This is a genomic window from Paenibacillus allorhizosphaerae, from assembly GCF_042659105.1.
GTDB classification, from domain to species: domain Bacteria; phylum Bacillota; class Bacilli; order Paenibacillales; family NBRC-103111; genus Paenibacillus_G; species Paenibacillus_G allorhizosphaerae.
The window spans coordinates 687,444-708,027 of the sequence record NZ_JBHSRV010000002.1 but is presented as its reverse complement, the minus strand read 5'-3'; the positions used below and the strand labels follow the sequence as shown (position 1 = coordinate 708,027).

General features: G+C 52.4%; 23 protein-coding genes and 1 tRNA gene. All 24 read right to left on the bottom strand.

Annotation, left to right across the window (positions count from 1 at the left end):
• Positions 1 to 4: 4 nt before the first annotated feature.
• Entirely contained in the window at positions 5 to 1,093 is a 1,089-nt protein-coding gene (locus ACFQI7_RS11960) for a prephenate dehydrogenase (protein ID WP_218099041.1), read from the bottom strand.
• On the bottom strand, positions 1,090 to 2,190 hold the full coding sequence (hisC, locus tag ACFQI7_RS11955) for a histidinol-phosphate transaminase (RefSeq protein ID WP_218099042.1): 1,101 nt from the start codon (positions 2,188 to 2,190) through the stop codon (positions 1,090 to 1,092). The genes ACFQI7_RS11960 and hisC overlap by 4 nt, the downstream gene beginning before the upstream one ends.
• Before the next feature lie 144 nt (positions 2,191 to 2,334).
• Positions 2,335 to 3,144, bottom strand: coding sequence for a tryptophan synthase subunit alpha (gene trpA, locus ACFQI7_RS11950; RefSeq protein ID WP_218099043.1), 810 nt, complete (start codon positions 3,142 to 3,144; stop codon positions 2,335 to 2,337).
• Positions 3,131 to 4,336 carry a tryptophan synthase subunit beta gene (gene trpB / locus ACFQI7_RS11945; RefSeq protein ID WP_218099044.1) on the bottom strand — a complete coding sequence of 402 codons (1,206 nt, stop codon included), beginning with the start codon at positions 4,334 to 4,336 and terminating at the stop codon, positions 3,131 to 3,133. Before trpB ends, trpA begins: the two co-directional genes overlap by 14 nt.
• Positions 4,329 to 5,006, bottom strand: a complete 678-nt coding sequence (locus ACFQI7_RS11940) for a phosphoribosylanthranilate isomerase (RefSeq protein ID WP_218099045.1) — start codon at positions 5,004 to 5,006, stop codon at positions 4,329 to 4,331. The genes trpB and ACFQI7_RS11940 overlap by 8 nt, the downstream gene beginning before the upstream one ends.
• 3 nt (positions 5,007 to 5,009) lie before the next feature.
• Positions 5,010 to 5,822 carry an indole-3-glycerol phosphate synthase TrpC gene (gene trpC, locus ACFQI7_RS11935; protein ID WP_218099046.1) on the bottom strand — a complete coding sequence of 271 codons (813 nt, stop codon included), beginning with the start codon at positions 5,820 to 5,822 and terminating at the stop codon, positions 5,010 to 5,012.
• Complete coding sequence (gene trpD, locus ACFQI7_RS11930) at positions 5,812 to 6,855, bottom strand: anthranilate phosphoribosyltransferase (protein WP_218099047.1); 1,044 nt, start codon at positions 6,853 to 6,855, stop codon at positions 5,812 to 5,814. Before trpD ends, trpC begins: the two co-directional genes overlap by 11 nt.
• 81 nt (positions 6,856 to 6,936) lie before the next feature.
• Positions 6,937 to 8,475 (bottom strand): anthranilate synthase component I, encoded by a 1,539-nt coding sequence (gene trpE / locus ACFQI7_RS11925; protein ID WP_218099048.1) that lies wholly within the window; start codon positions 8,473 to 8,475, stop codon positions 6,937 to 6,939.
• Positions 8,476 to 8,835: 360 nt separating this feature from the next.
• Positions 8,836 to 9,213, bottom strand: a complete 378-nt coding sequence (gene aroH, locus ACFQI7_RS11920; RefSeq protein ID WP_218099049.1) for a chorismate mutase — start codon at positions 9,211 to 9,213, stop codon at positions 8,836 to 8,838.
• A 3-nt stretch (positions 9,214 to 9,216) separates the two neighbouring features.
• A complete protein-coding gene (gene aroB, locus ACFQI7_RS11915; RefSeq protein WP_218099050.1) occupies positions 9,217 to 10,314 on the bottom strand; it encodes a 3-dehydroquinate synthase in 1,098 nt (365 codons plus the stop codon).
• Positions 10,315 to 10,335: 21 nt separating this feature from the next.
• A complete protein-coding gene (gene aroC / locus ACFQI7_RS11910) occupies positions 10,336 to 11,499 on the bottom strand; it encodes a chorismate synthase (RefSeq protein ID WP_218099051.1) in 1,164 nt (387 codons plus the stop codon).
• Positions 11,500 to 11,763: 264 nt separating this feature from the next.
• Positions 11,764 to 11,928, bottom strand: a complete 165-nt coding sequence (locus ACFQI7_RS11905; RefSeq protein ID WP_218099052.1) for a hypothetical protein — start codon at positions 11,926 to 11,928, stop codon at positions 11,764 to 11,766.
• 77 nt (positions 11,929 to 12,005) lie between these two features.
• Positions 12,006 to 12,797, bottom strand: coding sequence for a CheR family methyltransferase (locus ACFQI7_RS11900; protein ID WP_218099053.1), 792 nt, complete (start codon positions 12,795 to 12,797; stop codon positions 12,006 to 12,008).
• An 18-nt stretch (positions 12,798 to 12,815) separates the two neighbouring features.
• Positions 12,816 to 13,259 carry a nucleoside-diphosphate kinase gene (gene ndk / locus ACFQI7_RS11895; protein WP_218099054.1) on the bottom strand — a complete coding sequence of 148 codons (444 nt, stop codon included), beginning with the start codon at positions 13,257 to 13,259 and terminating at the stop codon, positions 12,816 to 12,818.
• Positions 13,260 to 13,357: 98 nt separating this feature from the next.
• Positions 13,358 to 14,332, bottom strand: coding sequence for a heptaprenyl diphosphate synthase component II (gene hepT, locus ACFQI7_RS11890; protein WP_218099055.1), 975 nt, complete (start codon positions 14,330 to 14,332; stop codon positions 13,358 to 13,360).
• Entirely contained in the window at positions 14,329 to 15,192 is an 864-nt protein-coding gene (locus ACFQI7_RS11885) for a menaquinone biosynthetic enzyme MqnA/MqnD family protein (protein WP_218099056.1), read from the bottom strand. Before ACFQI7_RS11885 ends, hepT begins: the two co-directional genes overlap by 4 nt.
• Positions 15,189 to 15,785: a UbiX family flavin prenyltransferase gene (locus tag ACFQI7_RS11880; RefSeq protein WP_218099057.1), complete on the bottom strand. Its 597-nt coding sequence runs from the start codon at positions 15,783 to 15,785 to the stop codon at positions 15,189 to 15,191. Before ACFQI7_RS11880 ends, ACFQI7_RS11885 begins: the two co-directional genes overlap by 4 nt.
• The gene (locus tag ACFQI7_RS11875; RefSeq protein WP_218099058.1) at positions 15,786 to 16,658 is read right to left on the bottom strand and encodes a UbiA-like polyprenyltransferase; all 873 of its coding nucleotides are present in this window, start codon (positions 16,656 to 16,658) and stop codon (positions 15,786 to 15,788) included. It lies immediately after the preceding gene.
• Between the two features lie 17 nt (positions 16,659 to 16,675).
• Positions 16,676 to 17,395 carry a demethylmenaquinone methyltransferase gene (locus tag ACFQI7_RS11870; protein WP_218099059.1) on the bottom strand — a complete coding sequence of 240 codons (720 nt, stop codon included), beginning with the start codon at positions 17,393 to 17,395 and terminating at the stop codon, positions 16,676 to 16,678.
• A 13-nt stretch (positions 17,396 to 17,408) separates the two neighbouring features.
• Positions 17,409 to 18,272 (bottom strand): heptaprenyl diphosphate synthase component 1, encoded by an 864-nt coding sequence (locus ACFQI7_RS11865; protein WP_218099060.1) that lies wholly within the window; start codon positions 18,270 to 18,272, stop codon positions 17,409 to 17,411.
• Positions 18,273 to 18,361: 89 nt separating this feature from the next.
• Positions 18,362 to 18,883 carry a hypothetical protein gene (locus ACFQI7_RS11860; protein ID WP_218099061.1) on the bottom strand — a complete coding sequence of 174 codons (522 nt, stop codon included), beginning with the start codon at positions 18,881 to 18,883 and terminating at the stop codon, positions 18,362 to 18,364.
• Between the two features lie 105 nt (positions 18,884 to 18,988).
• Positions 18,989 to 19,210, bottom strand: coding sequence for a trp RNA-binding attenuation protein MtrB (gene mtrB, locus ACFQI7_RS11855; RefSeq protein WP_218099062.1), 222 nt, complete (start codon positions 19,208 to 19,210; stop codon positions 18,989 to 18,991).
• Between the two features lie 137 nt (positions 19,211 to 19,347).
• A complete protein-coding gene (locus ACFQI7_RS11850; protein WP_218099063.1) occupies positions 19,348 to 20,268 on the bottom strand; it encodes a phosphatase PAP2 family protein in 921 nt (306 codons plus the stop codon).
• Between the two features lie 139 nt (positions 20,269 to 20,407).
• Positions 20,408 to 20,484 (bottom strand) — tRNA-Pro (locus ACFQI7_RS11845).
• Positions 20,485 to 20,584: the final 100 nt, after the last annotated feature.

The window sequence follows — 20,584 nt, the reverse complement described above, 5'->3', positions numbered from 1 at the left end:
AAGACTACACGTAAACCGCGTAGTCTTTTTTGAGCAGTTCCAGCGCTTTGTCCATATGGGACTCTTCGCTGAACGATAAGCGAAGTACGCCGGGGATATCTTCTCTGCTTTCGATAATTTGAATATTACTGAGATTGATCCGGCAGTTTCCGAGCAGCGTCGCGATTTGCCCGATAATGCCCGGATGGTCCGGTACGTCGACGTAAATGTCGTAAAAGGAATGAATGACGCCCTTGCGCCGCTCCGGCAAGCTGCTGCGGAAACCGTTCGCCTTTTGAAACGCCTGCTCGATCCCTATGCCATCGCCCGATTCGATCATATCGATGAATCCGGCGATTTCGGTGTTCCAATCCTTGAGCAGCTCCAGCAGCACCGATTTGTTATCGACCAAAATATCGCGCCACATGACCGGATCGCTGGAGGCGATGCGAGTAATGTCGTGGAAACCGCCGGCCGCCAAATCGCGGTACAGCTCGTTCGATTCGTTATAACGTGCGATCTGGTTGACCAGCGCAACCGCAATAATATGCGGCAGATGACTGATGGCGCCGACGATCCCGTCATGCAGCTTCGGATCCAGCTTCAAAATACGCGCTTTCGTCCACTCCAGCAGCTTGGCGAGCCGCTCGTACGCATCCTCCGGCGTACCAGAATCCGGCGTCAGCACATAAAAGGCATTTTCGAACAGCAGCGAGGTCGCCGCTTCCACACCGGACTTCTCTTTGCCGGCCATCGGATGGCCGCCGATAAAGTAGACGTCTTTCCGCCGCAAGTGCGAACCGCTCTCGGCAATCGACGCTTTCGTACTGCCTACGTCGGTGACGATGCAGCCGGGCTTGAGCGGCAGATCGGATAATATGTGCAAATATTCCCCGATCGTACTAACCGGAGTACACAGGAAAATAAAATCGGCGTCGCGTACCGTCTCTTCCATCGAAGTCGTAGCATAATCGACGACTTCCCGCTTCATGTATTTCTCCACGGAAGCCGGATTGTTGGAATGGCCGACGACGGTAACGTCCGGCTTTCCTTTAAAGCACAGCGCGAGCGATCCTCCGATCAGCCCGACACCGAATATCGCGATTTTGATCATGAAACGGCCACTTCGCTTAAAACTTGCTCCAGCGCCTCGAGAAACTTATTGTTTTGCTCTTCGCTGCCAACGGTCACCCGAATTTTCGTAGGGTATCCCCAGCCAGCGTCATGACGAATAATGATTCCTTTTCGTAGCAATGCTTGGAATACGGCGGCACCGGGACGCTTGACGTCTACCATAATGAAATTGCCGTGGGCTTCAAAATACGGCAGACCCATCTCGTCAAACTTGGCCGTAAGCTGGCGAATTCCTTTCGCGTTCGCTTCGCGGCAGGAATCGATGAACGCGGTATCCGCCAACGCGGCTAATGCCGCTTTTTGCGCAAAGCTCGTAGTATTGAACGGCTCCCGCACTTGGTTAATCGAGCGAATTACGTCCGGATGTCCGATCCCGTAACCGATTCGCAGTGAGGCCATACCAAAAATTTTCGAGAAGGTGCGCAGCAGGATCACATTTTTGTACTGCTTCAAAAGCTTGAAGCCGTCCGGATATTGATCGGTGACATTGTACTCCGCATACGCTTCGTCAAGAACGACAAGCACATGCGTAGGAACTTTCTCCATGAAGCTTTTGACTTGCTCTTCGCTGAGCATCGTGCCCGTCGGGTTGTTCGGGTTGCAAATCCATACGATCTTCGTCTTTTCGTTCACTTTGGCCAGCATCGCATCCAAATCATGCGAGCCTTTATCGTCTGCCGGCACTTCAATGAACACCGCGCCTTCGATTTCCGCATTATGCTTGTACTGCGGGAACGTCGGGGTGGCGGCAATCGTCTCGTCGCCCGGGACCAAAAATGCGCGCGCGATCATCAAGATGACTTCGTCCGATCCTGCGCCGAAAATGATTTGATTCGATTCCACGCCGAAATGAGCGGCTACGGCTTGCGTCAGCTTGACAGCGCCGCCATCCGGATATATGCTGACCTGGTCAACCATCGAAACGATAGCTTCCTTTGCTTTCGGCGAGCATCCGAACGGATTCTCGTTGGAAGCCAGTTTAATGACCTCGGATAATCCCAGCTCACGTTTTACTTCCTCAATCGGCTTTCCCGGTTGATAGACCGGAAGATGCATAATATTTTTTTTTGGTTGCACGACAAAGGTCACCTCGGTTACATAAGTAAAATAGCTGCTACTTGCTTCGTCATTCATTCTCTCATAAGTATGGCAAATTGTGAAGTTTTTAGTTGATTACAAAAAACGCACCCCGCTAATCCACGATTAGCGAGGTTGGTATGGTCAACCTATTAATTGTTTAACAAACGTATGAATTTCCGAGAGTCCTTGCGATTTGCTCGCTTCGTTGGTCAGCAGCGGAAGCGCCTCTTCCACTTTCCGTACGAGCGCGCTACCGACTACGATGCCGTCGCATTTTTGCGAAAATCGGACGAACTGCTCGTTGTTCGAAATCCCGAAGCCGATAGCAATCGGAACATTCGACGCTTGTTTGACCGTATCCAGGAAGTCGTCAACCCCGCTGTGAAACTGTGTCCGTGTTCCCGTCACGCCAAGAGATGAAACGCAATAGACGAAGCCGCTGGCGCGGGACACGATCTTCTGAATCCGCTCCTTGGAAGTCGGCGCTACCAGAGGAATCAAATGAATGCCGTAGCGATCCGCGATTTCGCGCGTCTCCGCGTCTTCTTCCATCGGAAGGTCGGGAATGATCAGTCCGCTGATTTCATTTTCGGCGAGAATCGGGAAAATGCGTTCCAATCCCATTTGCAGCACCGGATTATAGTAAGTAAATAAAATGAAAGGAAGTTCGCATCCTTCGCTTCGTGCGGTTTTGGCCGCTTGAATGCAGTCCATGATGGAAATGCGCGCTTGTTTCAGCGCGCGCTGCGACGATCTTTGAATGACCGGACCGTCGGCAAGCGGATCGGAATACGGAACGCCGAGTTCAAGAATGCTGGCTCCCGCTTTCTCAAGCTCTTTTATGATATCGACCGAAGTCCGCAGGTCCGGATCGCCGATCGTAAGGAAAGGTATAAACGCCGGCTGTTTTTTCTCACGAAGCTCGGCAAACGCGCGATCAATGCGATTCATTCGCTGCACCCCCTAAATATTTCATGATTGCATCCACGTCTTTATCGCCTCGGCCGGACAAGCTCACCACAATGATCTGATCTTTGTCCATCGTCGGAGCGAGCTTCATCACATGGGCAATCGCGTGCGAGCTTTCGAGCGCCGGAATAATCCCTTCGGTACGGCTGAGCAGCTGCAGCGCTTCAAGCGCCTCCTGGTCGGTGATCGGCACATACTCCGCACGTTTCGTTTCTTTCAAATGCGCATGCTCCGGCCCGATGCCCGGATAGTCAAGTCCCGCAGAGATCGAATGCGCTTCTTGGACTTGTCCGTATTCATCCTGCAGCAAGAAGCTGTAAGATCCTTGGAATACGCCAACCGTCCCTTTCGTCATCGTTGCGGCATGCTTATCCGTTTCGGTTCCGTGTCCGGCAGCCTCGACACCGATAAGACGAACGCTTTCATCCTGGACGAACGGATAAAAGATCCCGATCGCGTTGCTGCCTCCGCCGACAGCGGCTACGACCGCATCCGGCAGACGACCTTCTTGCTCCAAGATTTGCTTGCGCGACTCGTCGCCGATAATCCGCTGGAAGTCTCTGACCATCATCGGATACGGGTGAGGCCCCGTAGCAGATCCGAGAATATAGAACGTATCCTCGACTTCGCTGACCCAGTAGCGCAGCGTTTCGTTGCAGGCGTCTTTCAGCGTCCGCGTTCCGGAAGTGACGGGCACGACTTCCGTGCCGAGCAAGTTCATCCGAAATACGTTAAGCTGCTGACGTTTAATGTCTTCCTCACCCATGAACACTTTGCATTCGAAGCCGAGCAGCGCCGCGACGGTTGCGGTAGCGACGCCGTGCTGGCCCGCTCCGGTTTCCGCAATAATTTTTTTCTTGCCCATCCACTTGGCGAGCAATCCTTGCCCGAGCGCATTATTAATCTTGTGGGCGCCGGTATGGTTCAAATCTTCCCGCTTCAAATAAATTTTCGCCCCGCCGAGACGTTCGGTCAAACGGCCTGCATAATACAGCGACGTCGGCCGGCCGGAATAGCGGTGAAGCCAGTAGTTCAGCTCCTGCTGAAACTTTTCTTCCTTCGTATATTTTTTAAAAGCTTCTTCCAGCTCGATCAGTGCATTCATCAACGTTTCCGGCACATACCGTCCGCCGAATTTACCAAACCTGCCGTACTCATCCGGTCCGTTAAACAATGGTTTTCACCCTTTCGATAAACGTTCGTATTTTTTCCAAATCCTTTACTCCGTCCGTTTCCACCCCGCTGGATACGTCGACGCCGTCCGGACCATATTCCCGAATCAGCTCTGCCACATTGTCCGGCCGCAAACCGCCGGCGATAAGCAGCGGCAGCTTGGCCTCGCGGCACCAGCTCAAATAAGGCGGAATCGCGTTCCAGGCGAATGTTTTGCCGGATCCCCCGCCATACTCAGGGTCAAACGTATCCAGTAATACGCCGTCGATCCAGGACCGGTAATCTTCCAGCTGCGCCCCCGGGTTCACTTGACCCGTCGCCGCGCCCGAAACGGAAACGACTTTGAACAGCGCCGTTTCGGGAAAACGTTCCTTCACCGAACGGAAAGCGGCAGGCCCTTCCTGCCCGTGCAGCTGGATAATATCGAGCGGTGCGTGCTCCATGACCGCTTCCAGCTCCTCCAGCGTCGGGTTAACGAATACGCCGACGGCTTTCGGGCGGGAAGCGGCCGCCGCTTCATGCAGACCTTTTCGAATCAGCTCCCCGGCCTGCTCCGGCGTAACCTGACGCTTGCTTCGCGCAAACACGAAGCCGATATGATCGACCGGCAGCTCCGCCGTTTGGCGCACCATGTCGACGGTTTGCAAGCCGCATATTTTCACAGTGGCCATTGCCTATCTCTCCTTCGATACCGCCGCAGCGGCGCAAACGCCCATCAACGAATGAACCGCTTCGGTTACGTCCGGTTGGCGCATGAAGTGCTCGCCGATCAGCACGCCGCGCGCGCCGACGGAATGGAGCCACTCAATTTCGGAAGGCTGCGAGATCCCGCTTTCGCTGACAACGGTTATGCCCGCCTGGATATGTTTGATCAGCTGCTCGGTTGTGGCAAGATCGGTAACGAACGTCTTCAGGTTCCGGTTGTTAATGCCTACGAGCGTCGGCTCCAGCTCCAGCACCCGCTCCAATTCTTCGCGATCGTGCACTTCGATCAGCACGTCCAGCCCGATGCTTCGCGCAATGGTCTGGTATTCCTTGAGCTGGCTTGTGCTCAAAATGGCCGCGATCAGCAGGATAGCGTCCGCGCCGATGCAGCGCGCTTCATAAATCTGATGCGGATCGATCGTAAAGTCTTTACGCAAAATCGGCAGCGAAACGGCATTCCGAACGCGGCTTAAGTAGTCATTCGATCCTTGAAAATATTGAACGTCAGTTAATACGGATAAGCAATCCGCTCCCGCACGTTCGTAAGCCTGGGCCAAAAGGACCGGCTCGAAATCGTCGCGAATCAAGCCTTTGGATGGGGATGCCTTCTTCACTTCGGCGATAAGTCCCATCGGTCGGTTCCGGCCTTCGGTAAGCGCACGTTCAAATCCTAAGCATGGCGGAAGGTCGGCGATCGCGATCTCCATCTCTGCAATCGTAAGCCGCTCCTTCAGTTCCGCGACTTCCTGCTGTTTCGTAACTACGATTTTATCAAGAAACATGGCTCATTTCTCCCGTACATTGAACTAGTTGTTCCAGCTTCTCCTTGGCTCGGCCGGAATCGATCACCTGCGCCGCATATTTGACGCCTTCCTGCAGCGTACCGCATATCCCGGTCACATAGAAGCAGGCGCCTGCGTTCGCAAGCACAACGTCGCGGCAAGCTCCCTGTGCACCGCCAAAAATGCCGCGGATAATTTCCGCATTTACGCTCGGGTCTCCGCCCACAACGTCTTTCACCGAATACGTCCGCAGGCCCAGCATCTCAGGCGAAATCTCGAAGGTGCGGATCTCGCCGTCTTTCAGCTCCGTAATTTGAGTCGCATCGGAGATGCTGATTTCATCCAAGCCGTCAAGGCTGGCGACGACGAGCGCCCGTTTGACGTCCAGCGCGCGCATCACGTGAGCGATCGTTTCCGTTTTGCCTCTGTCGAAAATCCCGAGCACCTGACGGTCGGCTCCCGCCGGATTCGTCAATGGCCCGAGCAGATTGAACACGGTCCGTACGCCGAGCTCTCTGCGAGGCGCGGCAACATGTTTCATCGACTGGTGAAACAACTGCGCGAACATGAAGCAAATGCCGACCTGGTCCAGACAGCGGGCCGCCTGCTCCTGGTTCAGCTGAATATTCACGCCGAGCGACTCCAGTACATCCGCGCTGCCGCTCTTGCTGGACATCGCCCGATTGCCGTGCTTCGCCACACGAATGCCGCCTGCAGCCGCAACGATTGCCGAAGTCGTGGAGATGTTGAACGTGTCCGCTCCGTCCCCTCCGGTGCCGCACGTATCGAGCAGATTCGTTTGTTCCGTGCGCACCCGGCTTGCTTTTTCCCGCATCGTTTCGGCGAAGCCGGTAATTTCCTCGATGGTTTCGCCTTTGATGCGAAGGCCGGTGAGCAATCCCCCGATCTGCGCCTGGGTTGATTTCCCCTCCATAATTTCCGACATGACGTCCCGCGCTTCCGCTCTCGTCAGGTGCTGCATGGAAATCATTTTTTGAATCGCACCTTGAACCGATAATTTCGTATGTTCCATCCGTTTCATGCCTCCCCCATAATCTTCCCTTGTTCCGGCCGTTATCCTGCCGTGATTGTCCCTTGCACGATCGAACAAATATTAATGATAGTCGTGATTGATGATCGCATATTCCTTTGCTCTGGGTGCAAACACCGCTTCGGCCGTTCGGATCGATTTCAGCATGCCTTTCGCTTTATTGCGCGTTTCCTCATATTCGTTCTCCGGTACGGAATCCCATACGATGCCGGCCCCCGCCTGCACGTACGCCTTACCGTTCTTGAACACGATCGTCCGGATGGTGATGCAGGTGTCCATATTGCCGGAAAAACCGAAGTAACCGATCGCTCCCGCGTAAGTCCCCCGCGCTTCATTCTCCAGTTCCGCAATGATTTCCATCGCTCGCAGCTTCGGAGCGCCCGAGACGGTTCCGGCAGGCAAGCAGGAAATAAAAGCATCGAAGAAATCTTTGTCTTTGGCAATCTTACCGGTGACGTTGGATACGATGTGCATGACGTGGGAGTATTTTTCAATTTGCATGAACGTATCGCATTTGACCGATCCAAACTCGGATACGCGGCCTAAATCGTTGCGCCCGAGATCGACCAGCATCAAATGCTCCGCGCGTTCCTTCTCGTCGGCAAGCAGTTCCTTTTCCAGCGCGGCATCCTCTTCCGGAGTTCTCCCTCTAGGACATGTTCCCGCGATCGGCCGCGTCTCCACCTTCTCGTCTTCCACCCGCACGAGCAGCTCGGGCGATGTGCCGACAATCACTTCATCGTCCATTTTCAGGCAGTACATGTAAGGCGACGGGTTCATCGTTCTCAGGATGCGGTACACGTGAAGCGGAGAAACATCCGTTTCAATCTCAAACCGCTGGGAGAGCACCACTTGGAAAATATCGCCGGCACGAATATAGTCTTTCGCTTTCTCGACGTTAGCGATGAACTGCTCTTTGGTCAAGTTCGACTGAACGTCTCCGAGATCGACATCATCCGGAAGCGGCTGATGATTCATCGAAAGCGCCGGAAGCGGCCGTTTCAGCCTTTCGATCGTCGCATCGATCTTGGCGCACGTTTTCTCGTACTCGGCGATAATGTCAGCGTCAGTTCCATGCTGCGGTACATGCACGTTCGCAATCACTTTCAATTGCTGTTTGAAATGATCGAATACGATAACCTGATCGCAGAACATGAACTCAATGTCGTTCATTTGAAGATCGTCATGCCGGTGCGCCGGAAGCTTCTCGTAGTACTGCAGCAGATCGTATCCGAAGAAGCCGACCGCGCCTCCCGTAAACCGGGGCAAATCCGGAAGCGACGGGCTCGTGTAGGCACGCAAGTAAGCTTTGAGCACATCGACCGGCTTCTCGCGCGATTCGCGAATGCCATCCGGACCTTCGATCTTGGTCACTCCGTGTTTCGCCTGAATCAGCATAAACGGGTCGGTGCCGATAAACGAATAGCGCGCCCATTTCAGGCCGCCTTCCACGCTCTCGAGCAAAAATGCCCGCTTCTCTTCATAAAAATGCTGAAATACGCGAATCGGGGTTTCCGTATCCGCCATCAAATGGCGAACGACGGGAATCAGATTATACTGCTTCGCCAGTCTGATGACTTCTTTGGCTTCCGGTGTGTACATGAACCTCTCTCCTCTACTCGTCTCTTGTCCTGCCGTGTCTATGCTCAAAAAATAAAAAAGCCCCTACTGCAAAGTAGAGGCATTCATTCAGGGATGATCGTATCGGACTAAGGATGCAGACAAGAACCTTATATGAAGACGGCATACATAAAAAGAAAATTAAACATGATGCCGGAAGGCACATGTACGCTCGTCTGTCCAAGGCTTGCTTCCTCGCCTAACGCTGCACTCGTCTCATCTCAACTGAACTCATTGTACTGCTCTCTACTCTGCTCTCGATAAACCATACGTTCCGCCGGCCAGCTTAAGCTCCCAGAAGCCGCGCAGGCAAAACCCTTATGTTCAACTATACTACCTCTTTTATGCTTTTGTCAATTTGGATAAATCGGGACGGAGGCGCATCGCCTCTTTTTGGTATACATGATTGATTTCATCTTGGCGTTTTTCGGTATTGGCCATGACCATCAGTCGGATGCATCTGGGCAAGCTGCCTTCTACCGGAACTTCGAGGGAGCACATTAATGGTACAAGCTCCCAGCCGGCCTGCTCCCGGATGGCTTTGGCAGGAAAGGCTGCCGTCAGGTCTTGCGTCACCGTAATATAGACGCAGGCCAATTCATCCGGAACGATGCCATTTTCTGCGATAATCTGATTGAGCAGCTCGGTTGTTGCCGATAAAATTTCGTTTTCATCATTGCGTTCTACCGTCGTAGCGCCGCGAATTCCCCTTACAAACATGTGTCAGTCCTCCCGTTTCAATTGATCCACGATGTCTCTGACCCATTGCGCGGATACGTTTTTGTTAATTTCCACTTTGCCGATTTCCGTAGGGACGATATATACGATTTGGCCTTCATTGAATTTCTTATCGTGCATCATGGCACGCATGATTTCATCCGTGTCTAGATGCGGCGGAATCGAGACCGGCAGCCCAAACTTCTGGAATATGCGCTTCGTCACGGTGTAAATATGCTCCGGGTTGCCCATACGAACCGAAAGCTTTGCCGCGCCGACCATGCCGATCGCGATCGCTTCCCCATGCAGCAGCTCGTTGTAACCGCCGACCGCCTCCAGCGCATGTCCGATCGTATGACCCAGATTCAAAATCGCGCGCAAGTCGTTCTCCCGCTCATCCTGCGACACTACCGCCGCCTTGACGCTGCAGCCTTTGTACAGCCCGTACTGCAGCGCCTCCGGATCAAGACCTACGAGCCGGTCGGCGTTCTCCTCGCACCAGGCAGTGAAATCGGCATCCCAGATCAAGCCGTGTTTGATCATTTCCGACAAACCGGCACGCACTTCGCGGTCCGGCAGCGTAAGCAGCGTAGCCGTATCGTACAGCACCATCTCCGGTTGGTGAAACGCGCCGATAATATTTTTGGCGAGCGGATGGTTTACCGCCACCTTGCCGCCTACGCTGCTGTCGTGCGCGAGGATCGTCGTCGGAATTTGGACGAAGCGGACGCCCCGCATGTAGCTGGCCGCCGCAAAGCCGGCCAAGTCGCCGACAACGCCGCCGCCGAGAGCGATGATCGTTGATTTGCGGTCCAGCCCCGCCTCAAGCGCCGTAGCGACAATCTGCTCCAGCATCGCGAGCGACTTCGACGGCTCCCCCGCCGGCACAACGTGGGAAGCCACGCTATAGCCGGCCGCGCTGAGCAGTCCCGTCACCCGATCGAGAAAATGCGCAGCCACATGCTCGTCGGTGACGACAAGCAGCGGCGACCCTTTGCCGATGCCGTGCTTTTGGAACAAAGCAGCGATGTCATTCAATATGCCTTCGCCGATGTATATCGGATAAGATCTTGATCCCAAGTCTACCGTAAGCTCTCTCATCATAACCGTCTCTCCCGATTCCGATTAATATTGCTTGATTTGCTCCAGGTAGCCTTCGTAATTGCGGCGAATTTCCTCCAGCGAATCCCCGCCGAACTTCTCCATGAATGCGCGTGCCACTTCCCACGCGATGACATTCTCCATAATGACGCCGGCTGCCGGAACCGCGCAAGTGTCCGAACGTTCCACTTGAGCCGTGAACGCTTCCTTCGTGTCGATATCTACGCTCTGCAGTGCCTTGTAGAGCGTGGATATCGGCTTCATTACGCCTCGCACGACGATCGGTTCACCCGTCGTCATCCCGCCTTCAAAGCCGCCGGCACGATTCGTCGCGCGATAAAAGCCGCGCTGCTCATCATGCATAATTTCGTCGTGAACCGTAGAGCCTCTACGCTCGGCCGCTTCGAAGCCGATGCCGAACTCGACGCCTTTGAACGCCTGGATGGACAGTACCGCTTGCGCGATGCGCCCGTCCAACTTGCGATCCCATTGGACATGGCTGCCGAGACCGGACGGTACGCCTTCGATGATGCACTCTACAATGCCGCCGAGCGTATCGCCGTCTTCTTTGGCCGCATCGATCGCGGCAATCATACGCGCTTCCGCATCTTTATCCGTTACTCGCAGCGGCGACTCTTCCGTGACGGCGATCAATTGGTCGATCGGCATCTCGCTCCGCTTCGCTTCCACCTCGCCGATTCGAATGACCTGACCGGCTACTTTGATGCCGAACTCTTTGAGCAGCTGCCGCGCCATCCCGCCGATCGCAACGCGCATCGTCGTTTCCCTCGCGCTGGAGCGCTCCAAAATATTGCGCAAATCGCGCTGATTGTATTTAAGCCCTCCGTTCAAATCCGCATGTCCCGGACGAGGACGGTTAACCCGGCGTTTCGTTTCATCGCTTCCTTCAATCGGCTCAATGTTCATCACCGTCGTCCAGTGCTTCCAATCGTTATTCTCCACAATGAGAGCAATCGGAGCGCCCGTCGTTTTCCCGTGTCTTACACCGCCTGCAATAGTAGCCGTGTCTTTCTCAATCTGCATCCGGCGTCCCCGGCCGTAGCCTTTCTGGCGCCGTGCGAGCTGAAAATTCACTTCGTCAAAGTCAATCGTAATGTTGCTTGGAAAACCTTCAATAATGCCCGTAAGCTGCGGACCATGCGTCTCTCCCGCTGTTAAGTATCTCACCTGCGTTGTCCCCTTTCATGTTGCGGCCGCACATCGGCTTCGCCTACGCCGGCCGTCAACCTTCCTATCCGTAAAAGCGAAACCGTCGTTTGCCGGTCAAAACCTGCTGAGGTTCAACCCCGTCTAACGCTTTAGCGCTTTTATGTACTATAATTCCTGTGCTAATTATAGTATAGGTCCCACCGTTTGACAAGAAACGCACACACAAAAAAAGCACTGTCCTTCGGCATTCCGCCGCAGACAACGCTTCTCTTGTTTTTCCGTTCAGCCGTTTACGGGCTGGCTCTTCAGCAGTCTTGAATTATCCATCCAGTCCGGATCGTTCACCAAGCCCATAATCTGCAAGGAATCGATGCCGAGAATTTGCGCGCACTCCTGTATCGTGATGAAGCCGCGCCGGTATGCCGTAATAACCTTTCTCTTGTCCATAAAATCCTCCTGAGTGAAATGCCGAAAGGTACGGGTTACAAACCTATAATTCTCATTATCGGATCGTTTGGAAAAATTTATTCATGAGTGCTTGTTTTTCGATAAAAAAACGTATCGGCCGGTTCTAATCCGTACTGTCCGGGGCTGAAAATTTGCTCCGTGCTTCCCACGAACAAAATGCCGCCCGGTTTGAGCGCGCTGGCGAACTTTTGATACAGCAAATGCTTCGCTTCTTCCGTAAAATAAATCATCACGTTGCGGCAAACGATCAGATCGAAATTCGTTTCGAAACGGTCGGTCAGCAAGTTCTGCTTTTGAAAGCGGATCGATTTCTTAAGCGAATCCGGAATACGATAAGTCAAATTTTCTTTGATATAGTATTTTTTCAAATAAGTCGCGGGCACATCGCGTACGGAACGGTCGGAATATACCGCCTTCTTCGCTTTTTCAAGCGCCCCTTCATCAATATCGGTGGCGATCAGCTGCGTGTCCTGCAATGCTCCGTGCTCGGATAAAATCATGGCCAGCGTATAAGGTTCTTCGCCGGTGGAACAGGCGGCGCTCCAGCATTTGAGCTTTGCCGATCTGCGTCGGAGTTCCGGCAGCAGGCGCTGCTCCAGCACCTCCCACCGGTTCGGATTGCGCCAAAATTCCGACACGTTGATCGTCATCCGGTCGAGGAACTCATAGAATAGCTCTTTGTCCTTCGTCATGGCCTCGAAAAAGGCCGCAAAGCTCATATACCCTTTTTTCACCCGCAGCGTCGTCAGCCGGCGCTTCATCTGGGCTTCCTTATATTGCGCCAAATCGATTGAAGTATAATCCTTTACCTTCTTTATAAATAATAAAAAATCTTTATCGTCTTCCAACGCGCAAACCCCGTCCCGTCAAATCCATTGTTCGATATTTTTCGTGTAGTCTACAAGTTCTTCCGGTTTAAAATAATTGGCGATTTCACGCTCCGCACTTTCCGGCGAATCCGAGCCGTGAATTAAATTCAAGTTCGTATGTACCGCAAAATCGGAACGAATCGTCCCCGGCGCCGCTTCTAGAGAATCGGTCTTGCCGATCATCGCGCGGGATTGGACAATGACGCGATCCCCTTGCCATACCATCGCAAATACTGGCCCGGAAGTGATAAACCGGATCAAGTTATCATAGAACGGCTTACCCAAGTGCTCGGCGTAATGCGCTTCCGCCTGTGTCTGGCTGACCTGCAAAAATTTGGCGGCGACGAGCCGGAACCCTTTTCGTTCGAAACGGCTTACAATTTCACCGATCAGACCGCGCTGCACACCGTCCGGTTTTACCATTAAAAACGTCTTTTCCATGCCTATCGTCTCCCTTCAGCAATATCAGAATATCATCAATATACCATGGTTTGGGTCAAGAAACATATAACTTGAACAATAAAAGCCGGAAGCCGGTATTAATAAGAACGGTTGCCGATGAAATGGGCGATGCTGATCAAATCTTTCTTCGCCTGAATGTCGGGCAATGGTTCCAATGCAGCAATCGCTTTATCTATGTACTTGGAAGCAAGTTCTTCGGCCCGCGCGATGCCTTCGCTGCGCCTTATCATATCGATAAACGCACTCGTGTCTGTTTGCCCGTCAGCCGCTTGAATGACAGCAAGCTCGCTGAGCAGCCGCGGACGCAGCTGAGGGTTTTGCAGAGCGAATAGAACCGGAAGTGTAATATTGCCCTGCTTAATGTCGCTTCCGGGCGGCTTGCCGATTTCTTTCTCCGTCCCGCAAATGTCGAGCAAGTCGTCACGGATTTGAAACGTCATTCCTGCATTGTATCCAAACGAGTACAGCTTGCGTGAGATCGAGCTGGGCGCACCGACCGCAATGGCTCCGAGCTGGCAGGAGATCGCCAAGAGCAGCGCCGTTTTTCTTTTGATGCGAAGCAAATATTCGCGAATCGTCTGTTCGCTGTTGAAAAAGAACCGAATTTGCTCCATTTCCCCGAGCGACATTTCGACCAACGCTTTGGACATAATCTGATGGATCGTCGGGTCGGGCAATTTGGTCACAATGTTCAATGCTTTGGCGAATATGTAGTCCCCGGTATACATCGCGATGCGATTATCCCATTTGGAACGAACCGTCAGCTGCCCCCGGCGAGTATCGGCATCGTCGATCACGTCGTCATGCACTAGCGAAGCCATATGGATCAGCTCAAGCGGAACCGCCACATGCTTCACCCGCTCCAAGTCGTACGTGCCGAACTTGGCCCCGAGCAGTACGAATACGGGACGAATCCGTTTGCCTCCGGCTTTCAGCAGATGCAAAGACGCTTCGCGGAGCATCGGATGATCCACATCAATGCTCCGCTCCAGTTCCTTTTCGATATAATGAATGTCTTTCTTCAGCTTGGCGTAAATATCCAACAATTTCATTCCGTCACCCGTACTACAGAATTATCGTTCCATATTTGCAGCGGCACTTTTCGGCTCAGGAACCCGAGCTCCGCCGCATAATCGTAATACATTTGAAGACCGGCCCACTGCTTCGGCCCGAATTCATAACAAAGATTGGAAAAGTAATGCTCCCAGTATGGAATCGTGCCGCCAATGAGCTGCTGCGCATCCTGTACAAGGGACGTCATATCGGCCATGGACTTGCGCTTGCTTTCCAGAAATGCTTCGTAAATGCGCCTCACTTTATCCGGCTGCTCCCGTACCGTCTGTTTCCGGATCGCACATACCGCAAAGGACATCCATTGTCCGGTCAGCCGCGTCCATTCCGCTCCGAGGTCGGTTACCAAATAGCCGTTATCCTGCCAGTTGGCGCGTATCGCATGGTCGCCGATCAAAAGCGCGGCGTCGGTCGTACTCATCATCGTGTCCAACTCCGGCGCAGCGTACACATAGTTCGGCTCAAGACCGTAAAATTTGTTTAAAATAATTTTCAATAAATTGACTGAAGTGGCCGAAGTCGTCGGCAGCGAAATCGTCGCATGCCCAAGCTCTTCGAGCGGTTTGCGATGAAAAAACAATATGGAATTGACATGGTTATAGGAGCTCACCGACATATCCGGGAACAACATATACTCATCAAAATTATCGCCGTAAGCAAAGGAAGATATCGGCCCGATGTCAATCTCGCCCTTCGCCATTGCTCGATTAAGCCCGGTCGGCACTTGCTGTAGCACTTCTACCTCGCCTTCGAACGCGGTAAAAGGGAAATAAAAAAAAAGTGGCCATACGTTCGTAAAATCGATGCGACCGATGCGGATCATCTTGGATATGTTTGTCATTTAGCGCTACCCCATCTTGTATACAGCTCGTGATCCAGCTCCATGCTGTCCGCGATTTTGCCGACCATAAAATCGACCATATCGTCCATGGACTGCGGCCCCTGGTAGAAGGCCGGCATGGCTGGAACGATGCGCACGCCCATACGCGCCAGTTTAAGCATATTTTCCAGGTGGATGGCATGCAGCGGCGTTTCTCTCGGCACCATAATAAGCTTTCGGCCTTCCTTCAGCATCACGTCCGCCGTTCGTTCCAACAAATTATCGGACGCTCCGTTCGCGATGGCCGATAAGGTGCCCATTGAACAAGGCACGATGACCATGCCTTTGGTCAGGAACGAGCCGCTAGCCGTTTTGCCTCCGATATCCTGGACCGGATAATATTCCAGCTTCCCTGGACCGCCAGCGAATTGCGCTGCAATCGTGTCTTGTCGTTTGGCTGCGTCCCAGCCAAGCTCTTCCTTTAATACCCTCCACCCGGCATCCGTTATTATCAAGTGCACGTGCTCGCCCTCAGACAGCATAAAACGGCACAGGCGCACGCCATATGCCGCGCCGCTGGCGCCGGTAATGCCGATAACCCACGGCTTGATCATCTACACATTCACCACCAAATCTATGAGCGTAAAAATAAATACAGCCATACTAAGCACACTGTTCATCGTAAAGAACGCGGTATTGACGCGGCTTAAATCGTCCGCTTTCACTATAAAATGCTCGTACATGAGCAGCGCATACGATACAAGAACCCCGATCAGATACACCCAAGATAGGTCCGTCAGGAAAAACAGGCTGATGAAGCCGACCGCCGTGATGATATGAAACCAACGCGCAATTTTGAGCGCTTTTTCTACGCCGAAACGGCTCGGGATCGAATGGAGCCCTTCCTTGCGGTCGAAATCAACATCTTGGCAGGCATAAATGACGTCAAAACCTGCAAGCCAAAACACGATCGCCACATAAAAAACGAACGCCGTCAGCGAGAAGCTGCCGGTCACGGCCACCCAGCCGCCAAGCGGCGCAAGCCCGATCGTTAAACCCAGCACGATGTGGCACGCCCACGTAAAACGTTTGGTATACGAATAAAAAACAAGAAAAAATACGGCAATCGGAAGCAGCTTCACGCAGAGCGGGTTCAGCTTGAAAGCGGCCCAAAATAACAGGATGAACGAAATGATTACGAAAATAATGGCTTCTTTCGAAGAGATGAGTCCGGCCGGGATAGCTCTCATCGCCGTACGCGGATTTTTCGCATCGAACACTTTATCGATAATGCGGTTTAACCCCATTGCCGCGCTACGGGCGCCGACCATGGCGAGCAGGATCCATCCGATAGTGGCCCAGGAGGGCAGATGCCCGAACATGACGACAGAGCCGAGCAGTGCACCCATGAAAGCAAATGGGAGCGCAAACAGCGTATGCTCGATTTTAACCATTTCCAAAAATATTTTTGTCTTTCTCCAAACCATGGTGACATCTCCTCAGATCATTTGTCCTCTTTGGGCTTGATACCGATGTGCAGAGCGGCGATCCCGCCGGTAAGCGGGTAAGCCTGAACTTCGGTCAAGCCGGTATTCCGGAAAATGTCGGCGAGCTGTTTATGGTCGGGAAACTGAACCAATGACTCCGGAAGCCATTTATACTGTTCGTAGCGTTTGACGATCAGCTTGCCGAGCAGCGGCAATATTTGTTGAAAATAAAAGTAATAAATCGACTTGAACGGCTGCCATGTCGGTTTGGATAACTCCAGGGAAACGATCATTCCCCCGGGCTTTACGACCCGCTGCATCTCTTCAATGACTTTTACCAGATCGGGCACGTTGCGCAGCGCAAAACCGATCGTCGCGTAATCGAACGTGTTATCCTCAAACGGAAGTTCCATCGCATTGCCGCGGACAAGACGAATCTGCTTGTCCAATCCGATTTGCTTGATTTTCTCCGCGCCGACGTCGAGCATGTTCTGGCTGAAATCAAGACCGACCATCGGCCCTGTCCGGCTTGCTTCCGCAAGCGAGATGGTCCAATCGCATGTGCCGCAGCAAAGGTCGATGGCGGTGCTCCCCGGGAATACCTGCATTTTTTTCATCGTAAATTTTCGCCATGCTTTGTGTCTTCGAAAACTTAAAATATCGTTCATCAAATCGTATTTCGGCGCTATGCTCTCGAATACGGAGTGAACGAACTGCTCTTTGGATTTTCCCTGCATCGTACCATTCACCTCAAATTTCCTGTGTAGCGCCCGGGCTGTTTAAGTAATGACGGATGGGCTCTCCGATGGAAAGCAGTTCCTTGCCGAACTTTTCCGGGTCAAGGTACTGCAGCTTTTCCTGAAGCTCCCTTAGACAAGAGTCGAGCATATCGTACAACTGCGCGGTCACCTTGTACTTCAACCAGATGGAGCGGAGCTTCGTAGGATCGGGCTCCTCCTGCTGCAGCACCTTTTTCTCTTCTTTGGTGCACCATTGCAGTACATGCCAAAATCCCCAGCTGTCTCTGAATTGCTGGGAAATTTCAGAGCGGCCGATTTCCTGAATCAACAGTTCGCAGCGCGTGAACAGGTTCAAAATATCGGGCCATATAGCAGAAACCCCATCTTCCAACAGGTTCGCAAACGAAAGAAACAACTGGGTTTTGATTTGTATCGTCTGCCGCATATATTCATCAGCCGTAAGCTTGAGCTGCTTCATCTTCAAATACAAATTCATCTTTAGCCGGTTCGCCTCGCAAATAGCCCCCGACAAGATGCCCACCAGATCGATATGCCCGGCATGGGAAAGCAAATAATAAAACCGGCTGCTGTAATAATCGCCGGCCAATACTTTCAACTGCCGGGAGCGGGCTGCTTTCTGCTCCTTCGAATCGTTGGTGATACTTACCGTGTCGTGCGTATCAAGACCTACCTGAACGAGCGACGTAACGAGAGTGTACAGCTCGCTGTGTCCGGACAAACTGCTATGTTTGTTCAGAAAGGCATACAGCAGCCGAGTGCGATACTCGGGGAAGCTTGGCAATTCCGTGTGTTTCATAATCATATCGTGCTCGATGTACTTCTTGGCGATTTCGGGAATCCGATAAGAGTTCATATGTAAGCCTCCGAACCGTTGCAAATCAGTCTAACTCCATGCATCCAAACTATTATAGCACAAATGAAAAAGAATCGCATGCTGCGCCGTCAGCTTTTTTCCTTCAGCCGATCATGCCATTTGGCGGTATAAGTCATGCGGTAATGCGAGTCCAAATACTGCGACAATTCCTCCATGCTTTGATGGCCGAATCTTAGATCGCCGGGCAGCCATTTTTCCCGTCTGGCGTCGGAGGCGACGAGCAGCTGGGGACTTCCGCTTCCGTCTGCGGAGGCGTCAAGCACCCGAACAAACACTTGATGAATGTTGGTGGACGACCCGAACAAATGACGCGGAATTTCGTATATGTCATTCAACATGTCCATCGATTCGGTCGATTTCACGGCAAGCAGGTCGATCGAGACGATCGAATGGCTGATTTCTACGCGCCGAATGCGAAGGTGCAGCTGCATTTTCGACACGACGTCAACGATATTTTTTTCCGATACGGGTTGCGCACTGACGGTCCGAAATACGCTGGCCGTCTTATCCAGCTCGGATAAATACGATAAACCCGCCATAACCCCGATCGAAATCGTTGTCAATACAAGGATCCGGGAAAACCAGTTCATGAAGCCGCAGCCTCCTCTGTAGGTGTTTCCGTGCTTGGCCAAAAGCTCTGTCCTTATCATTGTACAACGAAAAAAAGCAGGCTATGCCTGCGGCGGGTTAAAAAATTATTCCTGCGTATCCAGCGTGCCGAACTTTGTCATCACGATCGCTTTTCCGCGGATTTTCACGGCCGAAGTATGATCCGTAAACTGGGCGATCATCACTTCACCCTTGTCCAGCTTTTCCGTGTGATGAAACTTGGTATCCTGCCCCCGGGTCAAACCGATCACCTGCACTCCGTTTTCTTTTGCTTTAATGACAAAATAGTCGTTTTGATTTGCGTCCAACGTTATCCATCCCCTTCCAATCCGTATCTGCTATTACTTAATGATGCAGAAAAATACGACCGCTGTCAACCTGGTACAATTCACGCACCCTACGCCATCAGATCTCGCAAAGGAGAAACGCGGAAAAGCCGCCCAAATCAGGCGGCTAACTTATTGGGAGCATACTCCTTCTTCTTGCTGTAAAACCGCTGCACCGAGCTCGGAATGATCCGGGAAGCCAGGTAAAGGACCAGATCCGCCAGCTTGACCACCCCGTAGGCGAACGCCATTCCGGCCAGCACGTCGAGCACCCAATGAATTTGCAGGTACATCGTTGAGAATATAATTGAGGCACAGTAAGCGACCATCATGTATTTGAAAATGTTGTCCTTCTCGCGCAAAGCGAGCAGCAGCATCGCGAACGAAATTGAGGTATGCATGCTCGGGAAGCAGTTCATGACGTTCACTAGCATGTCGTTCTCGGTGGCGAATACGCGTCCCAGCAAATCCGGCTGCCCTTTCACCCACCATACTTCACGGAGCAAGATCAGGTTGTAAAACGGCAGGATGAGCGGAAATTGCAGCAAATGCCCCGACAAGGCATACGACAACATTTTCTTGACGCTTCTCGTCCAGTAGCTGCGTACAATGCATATCCACAGAGACAGAACGAATCCGAAGTTATAGATCCACACCATAATGCTATCCAGCAGCGGGCTGTGGAATGCCCGGGCCCACGCCGCGTCGTTATAAGGAATGCTATTCATAAAGTCGTCCCAAGTCCAAGGATGGCGGTTGTTCTCGAACATCCAGTTGGCGATTTTCCACCAGAGCCCGTTCCCCGATCCATAAAAATAATAAAATATGCCCAAGAGCGGAATCCCCAACACAAAAAAGCGGCTCCACTCGATGTCGATCTGATCTTTGCGTATACCCATTAGGCAAATCAAGAGCAATATCCAGCACTCGACGGTCCAGCCCCCTACTTCGCCGATCCGCCACACCAAAAAGATAGAAACGAGTATTCCATACATGACCCAGTCGTTGCTTCGAACCCAGCGGTTCAAACTTTCTTTCATCTGCGTTATCCTCCCAAAAATACCACCGACTCATCGTTCATATAACGACAACTCAGTATAACAAACAATCGCGAACATTGGCGGTAAAATATATTTGACAAAAAAAGAAAAAGACACCGGATTGACGATGTCTTTTTCATGGTCGGAGTAGCGGGATTCGAACCCACGGCCTCACCCACCCCAAGGGTGCGCGCTACCAGGCTGCGCCATACCCCGAAACTAGCAATGCCGCCGGAGATCGTGAACTGAACGTTCCCCGTTGATTATACAATACTGTCACTTACTCTTTGCAACCGTTGCAACGCATATTTGTCCG